Source organism: Listeria ivanovii subsp. ivanovii (genome assembly GCF_900187025.1).
Classification (GTDB): Bacteria; Bacillota; Bacilli; order Lactobacillales; family Listeriaceae; genus Listeria; species Listeria ivanovii.
In genome coordinates, this window is record NZ_LT906478.1 from 2,038,371 (window position 1) to 2,052,553 (window position 14,183).

At 35.5% G+C, this 14,183-nt stretch carries 14 protein-coding genes; 5 read left to right on the top strand and 9 right to left on the bottom strand.

The features are described from left to right. Positions 1-113: 113 nt before the first annotated feature. Together CKV67_RS10085 and CKV67_RS10090 are read left to right on the top strand one after the other, a co-directional pair. Positions 114-938 carry an ABC transporter ATP-binding protein gene (locus CKV67_RS10085; RefSeq protein ID WP_025280011.1) on the top strand — a complete coding sequence of 275 codons (825 nt, stop codon included), beginning with the start codon at positions 114-116 and terminating at the stop codon, positions 936-938. Next, entirely contained in the window at positions 928-1,926 is a 999-nt protein-coding gene (locus CKV67_RS10090; RefSeq protein ID WP_014093301.1) for an NAD(P)/FAD-dependent oxidoreductase, read from the top strand. Before CKV67_RS10085 ends, CKV67_RS10090 begins: the two co-directional genes overlap by 11 nt. 46 nt (positions 1,927-1,972) lie before the next feature. Here CKV67_RS10090 and CKV67_RS10095 read toward each other — a convergent pair whose 3' ends face one another. After that, positions 1,973-2,239 (bottom strand): transposase, encoded by a 267-nt coding sequence (locus tag CKV67_RS10095; RefSeq protein WP_014093302.1) that lies wholly within the window; start codon positions 2,237-2,239, stop codon positions 1,973-1,975. Between the two features lie 189 nt (positions 2,240-2,428). On the opposite strand from CKV67_RS10095, the gene CKV67_RS10100 reads away from it, so the two are divergent. Beyond that, positions 2,429-3,340 carry a helix-turn-helix domain-containing protein gene (locus tag CKV67_RS10100; protein WP_014093303.1) on the top strand — a complete coding sequence of 304 codons (912 nt, stop codon included), beginning with the start codon at positions 2,429-2,431 and terminating at the stop codon, positions 3,338-3,340. A 46-nt stretch (positions 3,341-3,386) separates the two neighbouring features. On the opposite strand, the gene timR is transcribed toward CKV67_RS10100, so the two are convergent. The 4 genes from timR to CKV67_RS10120 all read right to left on the bottom strand — a co-directional run bounded on the left by timR (position 3,387) and on the right by CKV67_RS10120 (position 6,352). Next, positions 3,387-3,992, bottom strand: a complete 606-nt coding sequence (gene timR, locus CKV67_RS10105) for a macrodiolide transporter TimAB transcriptional regulator TimA (protein WP_014093304.1) — start codon at positions 3,990-3,992, stop codon at positions 3,387-3,389. Beyond that, the gene (timB, locus tag CKV67_RS10110) at positions 3,992-4,807 is read right to left on the bottom strand and encodes a macrodiolide ABC transporter permease TimB (protein WP_014093305.1); all 816 of its coding nucleotides are present in this window, start codon (positions 4,805-4,807) and stop codon (positions 3,992-3,994) included. Before timB ends, timR begins: the two co-directional genes overlap by 1 nt. Further along, positions 4,804-5,691 (bottom strand): macrodiolide ABC transporter ATP-binding protein TimA, encoded by an 888-nt coding sequence (timA, locus tag CKV67_RS10115; protein ID WP_025280012.1) that lies wholly within the window; start codon positions 5,689-5,691, stop codon positions 4,804-4,806. Before timA ends, timB begins: the two co-directional genes overlap by 4 nt. 103 nt (positions 5,692-5,794) lie before the next feature. After that, entirely contained in the window at positions 5,795-6,352 is a 558-nt protein-coding gene (locus tag CKV67_RS10120; RefSeq protein WP_014093307.1) for an NUDIX domain-containing protein, read from the bottom strand. Between the two features lie 271 nt (positions 6,353-6,623). Between CKV67_RS10120 and CKV67_RS10125 the strand changes: the two genes are divergently transcribed. Both CKV67_RS10125 and CKV67_RS10130 read left to right on the top strand, forming a co-directional pair. Next, entirely contained in the window at positions 6,624-7,283 is a 660-nt protein-coding gene (locus tag CKV67_RS10125; protein WP_014093308.1) for a 5-bromo-4-chloroindolyl phosphate hydrolysis family protein, read from the top strand. After that, positions 7,261-8,460 (top strand): toxic anion resistance protein, encoded by a 1,200-nt coding sequence (locus CKV67_RS10130; protein ID WP_014093309.1) that lies wholly within the window; start codon positions 7,261-7,263, stop codon positions 8,458-8,460. The genes CKV67_RS10125 and CKV67_RS10130 overlap by 23 nt, the downstream gene beginning before the upstream one ends. 35 nt (positions 8,461-8,495) lie before the next feature. Here CKV67_RS10130 and dinB read toward each other — a convergent pair whose 3' ends face one another. The 4 genes from dinB to CKV67_RS10150 form a co-directional block, all read right to left on the bottom strand. Next, positions 8,496-9,566, bottom strand: coding sequence for a DNA polymerase IV (gene dinB / locus CKV67_RS10135; RefSeq protein WP_014093310.1), 1,071 nt, complete (start codon positions 9,564-9,566; stop codon positions 8,496-8,498). Between the two features lie 332 nt (positions 9,567-9,898). Continuing rightward, on the bottom strand, positions 9,899-11,545 hold the full coding sequence (locus CKV67_RS10140; protein ID WP_025280013.1) for an aryl-sulfate sulfotransferase: 1,647 nt from the start codon (positions 11,543-11,545) through the stop codon (positions 9,899-9,901). An 87-nt stretch (positions 11,546-11,632) separates the two neighbouring features. Continuing rightward, the gene (locus CKV67_RS10145) at positions 11,633-12,835 is read right to left on the bottom strand and encodes an MFS transporter (protein WP_025280014.1); all 1,203 of its coding nucleotides are present in this window, start codon (positions 12,833-12,835) and stop codon (positions 11,633-11,635) included. A gap of 159 nt (positions 12,836-12,994) precedes the next feature. Next, positions 12,995-14,182 carry an amidohydrolase gene (locus CKV67_RS10150; protein ID WP_025280015.1) on the bottom strand — a complete coding sequence of 396 codons (1,188 nt, stop codon included), beginning with the start codon at positions 14,180-14,182 and terminating at the stop codon, positions 12,995-12,997. Position 14,183 lies beyond the last annotated feature (1 nt).

Below are 14,183 nucleotides of genomic sequence, written 5' to 3' on the forward strand. Positions count from 1 at the left end.
ATTTCACAAGATGCAACTCGTTTCCCAAACTAACACTTGCATCTTTCTAACAAAAACTCTATACTTAACCATTGAGAATGATTATCAACTTATTTTAAATTGGAGCGATGAAAATGAAAGACTTGCATACAGACAACTTGCAAATTTCATACGACAAACGAATCATTGTTGATGGTTTAGATATAGCCATTCCGGCGAATAAAATCACTGCCTTAGTTGGAGCCAATGGTTCTGGGAAATCAACTATTTTAAAAACGATGTCCCGGTTAATGAAACCCAGTCACGGGGCAGTTTATTTAGATGGCAAGAGCATTCATAGCCAACCTACGAAGGAAATCGCCAAACAGTTAGCAATATTACCACAAAACCCGTCTGCACCCGATGGACTAACCGTATTCGAATTAATTTCTTACGGTCGCTCCCCCCATCAAAGCAGCTTTAAATCAATCACTGCAAAAGATCGGGAAATTATTTTCTGGTCATTAAGAGTAACTAATTTAACTGAATTTGCAGATCGTCCGATTGATAGTTTATCTGGTGGACAGCGCCAACGAGCTTGGATTGCCATGGCTCTTGCGCAAGAAACAGATGTTTTATTTTTAGATGAACCAACCACATTTTTAGATATGACACACCAATTAGATGTACTTAATTTACTCAAACAACTAAACCAATCAGAAAAACGGACGATTGTTATGGTTGTTCATGATTTAAATCACGCATCTCGTTATGCACAACACATGATTGCAATCAAAGAAGGACAAGTAGTTGCAGAAGGAACACCCGTTAGCGTCATGACTGAAAAAACGTTAGAAGATGTTTTTAATATCAAAGCAGATATCTTAATCGACCCACGTAGCGGTGTGCCCCTTTGCCTTCCATATGAGACTTGTAACGGTTGTGAAATTGTAAAGGAGCTTGATTCGATTGCCAAATAATCTTTATGATGTCACCATTATTGGCGGTGGCCCTGTTGGTCTTTTCGCTGCTTTTTATAGTGGTCTTCGCTCAATGAAAACAAAAATTATCGACGCTGAACCTGCCGTTGGTGGCAAAGTTCGTTATTTTTTTCCTGAAAAAGTCATACGAGACATCGGTGGAATTCCATCTATCACTGGTGCTAACCTTATTGCTAATTTAAAAGAACAAGCCGAGACATTCCATCCAGAAATCTTCTGTAATGAACGAGTGATAGATCTCACCAAACTTTCAGATGGAACTTTTCAATTAACTACTCAAAATGGTTCAATTCATTTTTCTAAAACGATTGTTATCGCAACTGGTAGCGGTACTTTTGAAGTTAACCAATTAGAAGCCGCACATGTGGAAGACTTTTCAGATGCCATATTTTATGATGTAAAGGATATCGAACAATTCCGTGGTAAAGTGGTTGCTGTCTCTGGTGGTGGAGATTCTGCGATTGACTGGGCGCAAACATTAGAACCTATCGCAAAAGAAGTTCACTTAATTTACCGTGGTGAAGATTTTAAAGCCCATGAAGAAAGTGTCAATTCCCTAAAAAATTCCCGTGTCCAAATCCATATCCACCATGAAATAAGCGCTCTATTTGGTTTTAATGATCAATTATCTGAAACGATGCTTTACTGCAATCAAACAAAAAGAACCAAAACCATTCCAACAGATGTGCTCTTTATCAATCATGGAGTCAAAGTTGACTTAGGAACAATGGCTGAATGGGGATTTCAATTAGCTGATTTCGGGATTGTTGTAGACGAGGAAATGCACACATCTGTCCCTGGAATTTTCGCTTGCGGTGACAGCGCAGCTTATCCACGAAAAATCCGCATTATCGCAGCGGGCCTACACGAAGGTCCAATTGCCATTAATAGCGCGAAAAAATATCTAGAACCTACTGCCGCTGATGAAGCTATGATTAGCACACATCATGAAAGCTTTATTAATTAAAAAAATGATTTGGAACCCGTTTCCAAATCATTTTTTAGTATCCTGTTTATGATGTAAATAGCGCAATTGCTTTTGTCAAAATCCGCATTTCTTCTTCCAAAATGGCTTTTTGTCGCTGTAGTTCTTTCAATTGCTTGTCCTCAATGATTTTCTGAAGATCATTATCTATTTCCGAATACTGCTTTATCCATCTGTATAATGCCGTTTTAGAGACAAAATATTCTTCACATAAAGCAGCAGGTGATTTCCCATCTAGATATAAATTCACTAAATATTTTTTAAAATGGATATCATACTTTTTATAATTAGACACAGACATTTTTCCTCTCATAATCGCTTACTTGATATCTTTTATATTACATTCTTAGAGCTGCATTTGTTAAAAAGTCTTATAAATAGTACTTATTTTATTAACTTCCATGGGAAAGTTTGTGCCTTTTATTGCTTATTACTCTAAAAAATGATATATTTTCCCAATCCTAATCGAATGGAGATGTCATTAATGAATAAATATGGAAAAGTAGTTAGAGACATTCGTATTTCTAAAGGAATTAGCCAAAAGAAACTTTACGAGGGCATTATTTCCAAGTCTTATGCGATTGAGTTTGAAAAAGGCGCACATGAAATTAGTTTAAATTTATTTGAAAAAATCTTAACCCGCATTAATATGAATATGGATGAATTTTTCTTTATTTTACGTGGCTTTTCATTAAATGATGATGATGATTTTTGGTATACCCATGAACAAAAAGGAACTGCTTACGATATTAATAGTCTTTATGATTTATATGAAGAGCTATCTCAAAATGAAGGAGAAATAGCCGAAGTCAGAAAAGCTTTAGTTCATTCAAGAATGGAACTTCTCGAAAACTTACTTAAAAATCAGGAATTTAATGTGGCTGTCATATCCGAACAAGATATCGAAACAATCCAAAATTACTTGTTTTCCATTCAGTCATGGACACTCGAAGAAATTAAAATTTTTGCCAATTCGATTTATTATTTTGATGAAGAAATTCAATCTCAATTTTTACAACAAGTCTTAAAATCAGTTGACACCTATAAAAACTATGATAGAGGTCGTCGGCTACTCTGTGCATTACTCATTAATACGATTGAAGTATTTATTCAGCAAAATAAACTAAGCCAAGCAAAAAAACTATTAACAGATTTAGAAAACCTAAGTATTTTTTATGAAGGTGCTTTTTATCGAATTCTCTCTACTTTTTTACTCGGCTTAATCAATATGAAAAGTAAATTAGTAGAACTTGGCTACTACCAAGCGCAAAAAAGCATTCGAATTCTAAAAGAACTAAACTATGATGACATTGCGCTACTCTATGATATTTTGCTCACGCAGTTCTTAGAAGAAGAAAATTTAACGGAACATCCTGTATTAAAAACTGATTTATAAAAGACCAACAAAAAAAGCATTCCTTAAAATCGGAATGCTTTTTAAATCATTCTACTTCACAGATGCCAAACTCAACAATTCGCATCATTTCCGTGAAATCATTTGCAAGTGGGATAAAATCTTCCATTGTTGCGTTCGGTTTTTTTTCTAAATAATTCGTACTAATTTGGGTAATATGATTAAAAAGTGCTGCAATTACTTTACGAGCTGCATCTATATTCACCTCTTTTTTCAAGCTCATTCTGCTTAAAACTTGATTCATTTGCGCTTCTGAACGAGCGATTGCTTCATCAAAAAAACCATCTAATTTCCCTTGTAGTTCGCCAGGGGGATTTGCATAAGCTTGCATAATCAAACCGAACACGGTTGGATAGTTACGGTTAAAGTCTAATTTTTGCTTCGTTGACCAAATAGCCATCTCAACAAAATCTTTCCACTCTTCTTGTTGAGCGCTAACTTTTTGGGTTGCAAAATCAACAGCATAAGAGACAGCTGCGATATAGAGCTTTTCTTTGGAAGCGAAGTAGTGGAAAATCAAACCTTTTGAAACCCCTGCTTTTGCGCATATTTGGTTCGTGCTTGCTGCTTGATAGCCTTTTTCCGTAAATTCCTCCATCGCTGCTTCTAAAATTTGTAATCGTTTTTTATCCATTATACTTTCAAATCCTTTTTCTTATATAAGATAAATGTAGCGGCAACCATCACAACCATCACTACGAAGGAAATAATCACATTGGTTCCGGTAATTCCTTTATCCATAATTTCAGAAGGAATGGCATAATTTATTGGCGAAAAATATTGAAAGAAATCGACATTCTCATTAAGCCCTGCCATAATTCCTAAAATATAGGTTAAGAAAACAAGAGCTAGCGCGACAGGCGATGCTTGTTTAGCAGACTTGAGTATAGCTGATACCATAAAGCCCGTACTCATAAACACACAAGCAACTAGTAGTTCACTGGAGAACACACGAACTAGCTCCATTATCAATTCCCCACTATCTACTCCACTTGGTTTCAGAAATAAAACTAGTGCCACAGATGCCACAAACGTAATTGCCCAAAACACGATAAAAGATAGTAAATTCCCAATCATTTTCCACATAACTAAGCTTGAACGAGTAATTGGTTGCGCATATAAAAATTCTATCGTCCCATCTGTTTCTTCTTTAATTAAAGCCTGAGCCCCAATCAAAGCCGCATAAACACATGCCGCAATAAAAATATACTGAAATACATAAGCAAAATACGCATCGATATTGGTTAAATCAGCCATCGAATCCATATGCAATATTTTCATCATATCTTGCGGTAAAGCATTCATTTTTGTGTTCACTAAGTCTTGCATCCCACTACTTTGCATACTTGGGAAAAAAGCCATAAACACACCTAAAATAACAATAACTACCACGGCCCAAACGATTAGACTCCTAATTCTAGTTTTCCATTCAATGTGTAAGATATTCACTTGATTTCGCCTCCTTCGTACAGAGTCATGAATTTATCTTCTAATTCTTGATTAGTAATCGTTAAATCGATAATCTCTTTTTCTTGTAACAGTGGCAAAATCGTCTTAATATCATTATCAAAAATAAGTCTAGCTTTGCCACTTTCTTTTTCAATAATTCTTGCACCAGCGTTCGTTAATTTTTCTAACGGCAAACAATCTCCTTTTAATACAATCACCTTACCTGACATTTGTTGATTGGCAATATCTTCTACCGCAATGATATTTCCATTTCTTATAAAAGCTGCTCTTGTACAGTATTCTTGCACTTCCCGTAAATTATGACTAGAAAGAAAAATGGTCATTCCTTCTTTATTTCGGTCCGTCATCTCCTTGAATAAATAATGTTGCATTAGCGGATCTAAGCCATTAGTCGGTTCATCTAAAATAAGTAACTTAGGTTCGGTAATTAACCCAGCCACAATGGCTACTTTTTTCTTGTTTCCAAGTGACATTTCACCAAATCTTTTTTTCGAATCAATGGAGAACATTTCGAAATAGTTATTCATTTTTTTCGTTGCATTTTCAATATGATGGAATTTCGCTGCATAGTGGATAATATCATTCGCGGTCATTTGTGGGTAATAACGAACTTCACTCGGAACATAGCCAACCATTTTTTTGATTTCAGCCGAATTTTTGACGACATCTTTTCCAAGAATGGTTGCATTTCCGCTTGTTGCATAAATAAAATTAAGTAAAACTTTAATTGTCGTCGATTTCCCAGCACCATTTGGACCAATAAAACCATATAGTTCGCCTTCATTAACTGTTAAATTCACATTTTCAATTGCTCGCTTTTTATGATAGTTTTTTGTAAGCGACTCCACTTTAATTGCTTCCATATTCTCTCCTCCAAATTCATATTGACCAACTAGTCAAATAGAGTATAAGCACTTTTGACCAGGTAGTCAATCAAAAGCATTTCATAAAAAAAGAAAATACCATTTAGGCATTTTCTTCCATTAGCAGTAATAATTTCCAATACGCCATTGCATACATCGTTTTCGCGTCATGAATCAATTGTTGCTGTATTAATTGCTCTGCTTCAGCTGGAGTTACTTTGACAAGGTTAATAAATTCGTCCGGATCTTGCTCTAATGGTTTTTCTACTTGATGAAGGTCGCGTGCCACAAAAATATGTAGTAATTCATTCGCAAACCCAGGCGAAGTATAAAAAGAAGTTAAATACGTCAAATTGTCGGACTGAAATCCAGTTTCTTCTTCTAATTCACGTTTTGCTGTAATTATTGGCTCTTCCCCCACTTCCATTTTGCCCGCAGGAATCTCGATAATCGTTTTTTCTAAGGGTTTTCGAAATTGTTCTACTAAATACATCGCTCCATCTGCTGAAAAGGGAATAATTGCCACAGCTCCCGGATGCTTGATAATTTCTCGCTTACTATGTTCGCCGTTTGGTAATTCCACTTCATCTACTTGTAACTGAATAATATTTCCTTTAAAAAGCGTCTCTGAGTGAAGTGTTTTTTCTTCTAGTGAGTCCATCTAAGCCACCTCTTCTTGTTTTTTTCATTATAACATAATTAAGTCCGAGTTTAATTTACATCGCACGACTGATAACATCTATTTTCTAAATATGGTATGATAAGGACAAATAAAGCACACTTTCTAAAATATAAAAACCCTTCAACTTGCCTAGTTATGAGATACTAAATATACTTAACTAGTAGACAACACGTGGCACCATTTATTTTTAGAAAAATATACCTAAGAAAAGTGGACCTTTCAAACAGGTACTTAAAGGAGAAGATGTATAATGACCGTTTTTAAAAAGATATTAGCATTCACTGGTTCCATTTTACTTGTCATTATTTTGGGTGGTATCCTTACTTCCATTATCCAAAGTGGCTTGATAATTGCAGCAATCATTCTAGTCGTTGCAGCTGTCCTATTTTTCTTTTCATCTAAAGCTGGGGACCGCGCGCAAATGATCGCCACTGGATTAACTAAAAAAGAATATAAATATATTCGCACTAACCTAGAAGAAGCTCGTGTAAAGATAATCCGCCTTCAAAAAATCATGACCCAAAATAAAGCACTCTATTCTTTCCAAGAGCGCAACAAAACACTTTTACTAACAAAACGGATTTACGGTATCGTGAAAGAAGAACCAAAACGTTTTTATGAAGCAGAAGATTTCTTTTTCTCTCATCTTGATTCTTTAGTAGAGCTTACAGAAAAATATGCTTTTTTAGAAAAACAACCTGTCAAAGACAAAAAAATCTATCAAACACTTTCTGATACACGCACACTTTTAAATGATTTAAGTCGCGTTATTGAAAAGGATTTATTTACACTTTTAAATCAAGATGTAAACAATCTCGATTTTGAATTAGAAGTAGCAAAAAACTCCATTTCCAAACAGAAAAAGAAATTCGAAAGGGGTACAAAAGATGACCGAGAACAAGCCAAGTGAAGAAACAAATGAATTAAAAGATTTAGTAGTTGAAAAAGAATTTAATCAAACGTTAGATGATCTTCTTGCTAATCCTTTTGGAACAGAGGGTGAATCTGCTACTAGTATCGTTAATAGCGAAACTGACGCAGCTCCTCGCCTCGTAGACATGCTAACGGAAACAAATAAAAAACAAGCACTAGAATTATCAAAACAAATCGAACCAGGTAATCAAGCTGCTATTCTTGGTTATGGTGCACCTGCACAGGCGAAACTACATGACTTCTCTCACTCGATGCTTGCTCATGTTCAAAAACAAGATGTTGGACCGATTGGTGATATCATCAGTGATTTAATGTATCGTCTACAAGAAGCAGATCCTGACGAACTAGCCGCCCGTAACAAAAATGTCTTTACGAAAATGTTCCACCGAGTAAAACAATCCATCAATGAAATTACTTCTAAATATCAAAAAATTGGTACCCAAATTGACCGCATCGCGTTGAAACTGGAACACTCCAAAAAGCGTTTAATTGAAGATAACTCTTTCCTTGAACAGCTTTATGATAAGAATAAAGATTATTTCCAAGCGCTTAATATCTACATTGCTGCTGGAGAATTGAAATTAGAAGAAATTAATACAAAAATGCTCCCAGAACTTCGCAAAAAAGCGGAACAAACTGGTGATCAAATGGATTATCAAGAAGTAAATGACCTAACTCAATTTGCGGATCGTCTTGATAAACGCGTATATGATTTACGTTTAAGTCGTCAAATCACTATTCAACAAGCACCGCAAATCCGCTTAATTCAAAATACAAACCAAGCACTTGCAGAAAAAATTCAATCATCCATCATGACTGCTATTCCACTTTGGAAAAACCAGGTGGCTATCGCGCTTACCTTGCTTCGCCAACAACAAGCTGTCGCAGCGCAGCGTCAAGTTTCTGAAACAACCAATGAACTATTGAAACGTAACGCCGATATGCTAAAAACGAACGCTATCGAAACAGCTCGCGAAAATGAAAGGGGCATCGTTGACATCGAAACCCTAAAAGAAACACAATCAAGTTTAATCGAAACATTACAAGAAACATTAAAAATCCAACAAGAAGGCCGTGCTAAACGTGCCGTAGCCGAAAAAGAATTAGTGACTATGGAACAAGAACTAAAAGAACGTTTGCTTGAAATGAAATAACACTAAAGGCTAGCGCCAAATTGCGCTAGCCTTTTTTATAATCCTTCTAATCGCAAATTTTCAAAATGAACTGGCTTTAAGTTAGTCACAGTAAGCCCAATCAAACGAATACTTTCTTTCCCAGTATAAGTTTCTCTTAAAAGTAATGCTGCAGCTTGATAAATTTGCTTTGCATCATGGATATATTCATTTAATGTCAGCCGTTTTGTAACCGTAGTAAAATCACTATACCGTAATTTAAGCACAATTGTTTTACCGTGCTTCTGCAACTTTGTAAGCCGTTCTTCTACTTTTTTCGCAAATATCATTAGATTCTGCTCTAATATTCGTTCGTCTAATATATTGAATTCAAAAGTAGTTTCTTTTCCAACAGATTTGCGGTCACGATGTGGATTCACAACGTTATTGGATCGTCCCCTAACATGGCGGTATAGATGATAACCTTGCTTGTGTAGTTCACGAATTAAATCCCACTCACTCCACTTCTTCAAATCCGCCCCCGTTTCTATTCCTAAGCGATGAAGTTTCTCAGCAGTTACTTTCCCTACACCATAAAATTTTGTTACTGGAATTTTTTCTAAAAAAGCTTCAGCCTCGTCCGGTGATACCACAGTTATCCCCGCCGGCTTATGGAAATCCGAGGCGATTTTAGCGATAAATTTATTGAAAGAAACACCAGCAGATGCAGTTAGTCCAAGTTCACGGTAAATCGTTTGTTGGATGTCACGAGCAATAAGTGTTGCTGATTTCATTCCTTTTTTATTTTCCGTAACATCTAAATAGGCTTCATCCAAAGAAAGTGGTTCAATTATATCTGTATATCTGGAAAATATTTCGCGTATTTGTCCAGACACCTCTACATAATGAGACATATTCCCATGAATGAAAATACCATTCGGGCATAGTTTTACAGCTTGCTTAGTCGGCATTGCTGAATGTACTCCGAATTTACGCGCTTCATAAGAACAAGTAGAAACAACCCCGCGCTTATTTGGATCTCCACCAATAATTAATGGCTTCCCGCGAAACTCAGGATGGTCGCGCTGTTCTACAGATGCATAAAAAGCATCCATATCAATATGAATAATCTTCCTACTCGTATCCATAACTGCCTCCTAGTAACGAACAAATGTTCTTAATAAGAATTATAAACTTAAATCGATTCCATTTCAAGGAAATCTTACTAATCAATTGAAAAGTTATCACAACTTAAATAAGTTTTACCTTTTGTTTCCTAAAATAGCTTAAATTATTAATGCACAAAATATGCTAACAATAGTGGTTGTGATGGCTAGGACAAAAATATCTCTACAATAAAAAACAAGCAGAAATCTTGTTTATTCCATTTCAAAAATGGTTTTATACAATGATTCCTGCTTATTTAATTTCCAACTTTTAATACTCGATTTTAGCTATGTCTCATTTTCTAAACTTTAAATTATTCATCTTGTGTCATTTTAAAGCTATAACTTGCTGGGTATAAACTGAATCTTTCAGCTCGGTATGCCCAAGCAGAGTCAGGAAAATTCATCAGATGCATTTCGAAAACTATCTGACCTTCTTGATTAACTTCTAAAATACTACTTTCTTTGCCGTTTTTCCGATGTCCAAAGTTAATCAAGTAATTACCAGTATTTTCCATATACCGTGAGCCACCAACTATTTCTGTCCAGTAATCTTCCCCTAAAGCTTTACCGTATGAAAAGACTATTTCTACTTTCTTGGTTTTTTCATTAATTCGATATTGAAGTGCTTCACTATATTCACCTGATACGTCTTCATCCCCACGTGTAACAACCACATTGTTATCATAAAGCAAAATATCCACTGTATCTGGATTATCATCTTGATCTGGTAAAATTTCGACTGCATGTTGACCTGCAGGATATTTAAAATTTGTACCTGTTGAATCAAGTAAATATTTTTTATAAGAATCTGGCCAACCTTCCTTATCAGAAAGAATCCATTTGATTTTAGTTGTATCATAATCAAGTTTCATAATGGTGTCTTGGCTACGACTGGAAATAACAATACTATCATCACTTTCATCGTACCAAATGGCATTTTGATGGAACCAGTCTACTTTCCCATCTGAGCGAGCTTTATAATCTTGATAAAATTCTTCTGGTAAAATATCTTTCAAATCGATTGTTTTCACAACTTTGCCAGTTTGCCGGTCAATTTCAATCATCGTATCTTCCATATATTTTGTATCATCATTAATGGTTAAAAGTAAGTTTCCTGATGGTAGTTCGATGGCATCATGATGAATAGCTGATTTAGATGAAGAACCAGATTGTTCACTTTCAGCTTCTGTTGTCATTGAGTAGGCATGATAAATTTTGCCTAAGTAATCGGTTTCTAAAAGTAATGAGTACGTATCATCGGTATTGTCATATTTTGTTAAGTATAATAAATGCCCATTTTCTAATTCTTTAAACACGTGACTATTGTATTTTGTGGAATACCAGCGAACATCTCCGTTTGAATCTACACCATAGGCATATTTTGTGCTCGGGGTAATGAATGTTAACTGATTACCCGTTTGCTCCATTTGTGTCGTATCACTTGAAGCAACTTCGATTTCCGGCATTTCAGCTGGTAGTTTATCCGTTTGAATGGTCACTGTTTTTTCTATTTTTTTGCCATCTTGCGTTACCGCTATTATTTTGACCTTATTTGCTTTATCTGCGTAAAGACCAAGCACTGCTACTTCATGGTGTGTTGTATAGTCTGCGTTCACTTCTGACTGAATAGTTGTGTCGGTATTTTCACCTTCCACTTCTACCGTAATTTTCATTTTTTCATCTGTATCAAATAAAAGAAGTGCTGTTAGCGGACTTGTTCCGTATGGGTTTAATTTAATATTAGGATTTTCCAGCGTACTACTTGCACTACTTTCTTTTAATTGTTTTTCAATTTTGGTTTGTTCATCCACAAGATCTGTATCCATCATATAATAATCTTGCTCGGAGGCTTCCGTTTTATCTTGATAAAAATAATAGCCTATCCCGACCGCAAGTATAATAACTAAACTTGTAAGGAGGAGAAGGAACATTTTTTTGGGTTTCTGTGTTTTTTTCATAAGAAAACTCCTTTCGCATTACAACCTAGTTTAGCAAAAAAATTTGAATAAACTATGAACGGAATACGAAAAAAGTTTAACTACTAATTATTTAATTTCTATTTGTCTTTTTTTGATTGCTAGTACAATTAGCCCCGATATTAATAAAGTTAGTGCTAAGAATAGAAAAGCCGATTGGTAAGAGTTTGTCGCATCAACCAAGTCACCAATAATCATTGGTGCAAAAAAGCCGCCTAAGACACCACCTGAATTGATTGCCGCATATTTAGTTGCAATATGACTTTGTTTGAATAACTTGTGTGGTAAGCCCATTAAGGTTGTAAACGCCATAATGAGAAAGATATTACAAAGGCAGAGACAAATAATCGAAAGTGTTAGTTGCTCAAATAAATATACGCCATACACTGAAAATGCTCCTAAAAGGCAGAAAATAAAGATGACTATTTTTTCTTTGCCTTCAAAAAAGCGACTGATGAAGTAACCGCCAAGTATACCCGCAATTAAAATACAAATCCCTGCTAATGAACTGATATAACTAACTTGGCTAATTGCAAGCCCTCTTGCTTCATTCAAATAAGATGCTAACCAGCTAGTTAAACCGTAATTTGCCGCATTAATAAATAATGCAGATAGTAGCAAAATCCAAAGCTGCGAATCTTTTATTAGCTCTGAAAATGGTACTTTTATTTTCTCCTTTTGATTCTTCAATTCTGTCGTTGATGACTTAGGAACGACAGCCAAAATCAGTAAGCCAATCAATATGACGATTACACCCATGACATAATACGTATTTCTCCATCCCATCGAGAGTAAAAGAGGTGCGATTAGTAGCGGACCGATAAATGCTGCAAAACCAGATGAAGCAAGCATGGCAGATTGCGCAAAACCTCTTTTAGTTAGTGGAATGTGAAGAGAAATATAATTGCTAATCGATGGGGGATATCCGGCATGACCAAGTGCTCCTGATAAGAAACGTACTACTACTAAAAATAGTAAAGAGTAGCCAAATCCAAAGATAGCAAGAAATAACCCTACAATTATAATCGATATACCGAGTACTGGACGAGCACCAATTTTATTGTTTAAATAGCCCATCGGAATTTGGAAAATCGTGTATCCTAAAAAGAAAGCACTTAAAATTAGCCCTTTCTGACTGGGGTCAAACCCTAAATCTTGAGAGACGGACACTAAAGAAATTCCGATAGTATACTTATCCATATATACACTGGTATATCCTAAAAATAGAACAAGTAAAACCATTAGTGAATGTTTTTCTTTTACCTGATTCATTTGAGTTAACTCCTTTGTATTGGTTATGATTAATAATTGCTGGTCTTGTATATCCTATTATTATACCTAAATAAAGAACATATTTCTAAATAACTTATTTTTAATGACAAAGAGCATAACCAGATTAATTCTCTGACTATGCTCTTTTCAATACTATCGTCAGTCCAGCTTGTAGTAATCTAATACTACTTCGGCGACAGATTTCGCAGCAACTAATAGTGCGTCTTCATCAATATCAAATTTTGGATGGTGATTAAAGTAAGCTTGTTCCGTATTTTTAGGTTTCGCGCCAATATAGAAAAATACGCCAGGAATTTTTTCTAAATAGTAAGCAAAATCTTCTGACCCTGAGAGCATTTCGTACTCAGAAACAGCTGTTAAATATTCCCCTACACCTTTTTGCAAACTAGCTACTACTTGTTCGGTCACATTTGGGTCATTGTAAAGTGGCGGGTAGTCATTGGTGTATGTTAATTCAGTTGTCACGCCAAACATTGCTTCAATACCAGCAACAATTCGATGGATTTCTGCATCAATTTTATTACGATTTTCAGTATTCATATAGCGAACATCGCCTTCAAGTTCTACCGCATCTTTAATCACATTGAAACTTCCTTTTCCGTCAAAAGAACCAATAGTAACAACACCAGTATCAAACGGATTTAAACGTCGACTTATAATGGTTTGAACCGCTGTTACAAAATAAGCACTTGCTACAATCGCATCATTTGCCATATGTGGCGAGGAACCGTGTCCACCAACACCTTGAATTTTCAACTTAAAGTAGGTGCGGCCAGCCATGGAATAGCCACTATGATAATATACTTCCCCAGAATCACCAAACGGAAAGACATGAATGCCAAAAATTTGATCGACATCATTTAAAATACCAGATTCTACCACACTTTTTGCTCCACCAGGTGGCGTTTCTTCGGCATGTTGATGCACTATTTTAATGACGCCTGGAATATTTTCTTTTAGGGAAATTAAGCAGTCCGCTAATACAAGCATATATGCGGTATGCCCATCATGTCCACACGCATGCATGACCCCTTCGTTTTTGGATTTAAAAGGAAGTCCAGTTTCTTCTGTTACAGGAAGTGCGTCAAAATCAGCACGTAACGCAATTGTTTTACCACGTTTTCCACCTTTGATCGTAACAACAACCGCATGTCCATTTCCTATATCTGTTGCCACTTCGACATCTTTTCCTTTGTAAAAATCTTGAATGTATTTTGCTGTTTCTGTTTCATGAAAAGATAGTTCTGGATTCTCGTGTAAATGACGTCTAATTTGAATAATTTCAGCTTTTCTTTCATCGAGCATTTTCATTAATTGAGCGCGCATG

Excerpts from the sequence above, each read along its gene's own strand:
- CKV67_RS10085 (WP_025280011.1), top strand. The coding sequence starts at position 114 with ATGAAAGACTTGCATACAGACAACTTGCAAATTTCATACGACAAACGA.
- CKV67_RS10100 (WP_014093303.1), top strand. The coding sequence starts at position 2,429 with ATGAATAAATATGGAAAAGTAGTTAGAGACATTCGTATTTCTAAAGGA.
- timR (WP_014093304.1), bottom strand. The coding sequence starts at position 3,992 with ATGGATAAAAAACGATTACAAATTTTAGAAGCAGCGATGGAGGAATTT.
- timA (WP_025280012.1), bottom strand. The coding sequence starts at position 5,691 with ATGGAAGCAATTAAAGTGGAGTCGCTTACAAAAAACTATCATAAAAAG.
- CKV67_RS10120 (WP_014093307.1), bottom strand. The coding sequence starts at position 6,352 with ATGGACTCACTAGAAGAAAAAACACTTCACTCAGAGACGCTTTTTAAA.
- CKV67_RS10125 (WP_014093308.1), top strand. The coding sequence starts at position 6,624 with ATGACCGTTTTTAAAAAGATATTAGCATTCACTGGTTCCATTTTACTT.
- CKV67_RS10130 (WP_014093309.1), top strand. The coding sequence starts at position 7,261 with ATGACCGAGAACAAGCCAAGTGAAGAAACAAATGAATTAAAAGATTTA.
- dinB (WP_014093310.1), bottom strand. The coding sequence starts at position 9,566 with ATGGATACGAGTAGGAAGATTATTCATATTGATATGGATGCTTTTTAT.
- CKV67_RS10140 (WP_025280013.1), bottom strand. The coding sequence starts at position 11,545 with ATGAAAAAAACACAGAAACCCAAAAAAATGTTCCTTCTCCTCCTTACA.
- CKV67_RS10145 (WP_025280014.1), bottom strand. The coding sequence starts at position 12,835 with ATGAATCAGGTAAAAGAAAAACATTCACTAATGGTTTTACTTGTTCTA.
- CKV67_RS10150 (WP_025280015.1), bottom strand. The coding sequence starts at position 14,182 with ATGCGCGCTCAATTAATGAAAATGCTCGATGAAAGAAAAGCTGAAATT.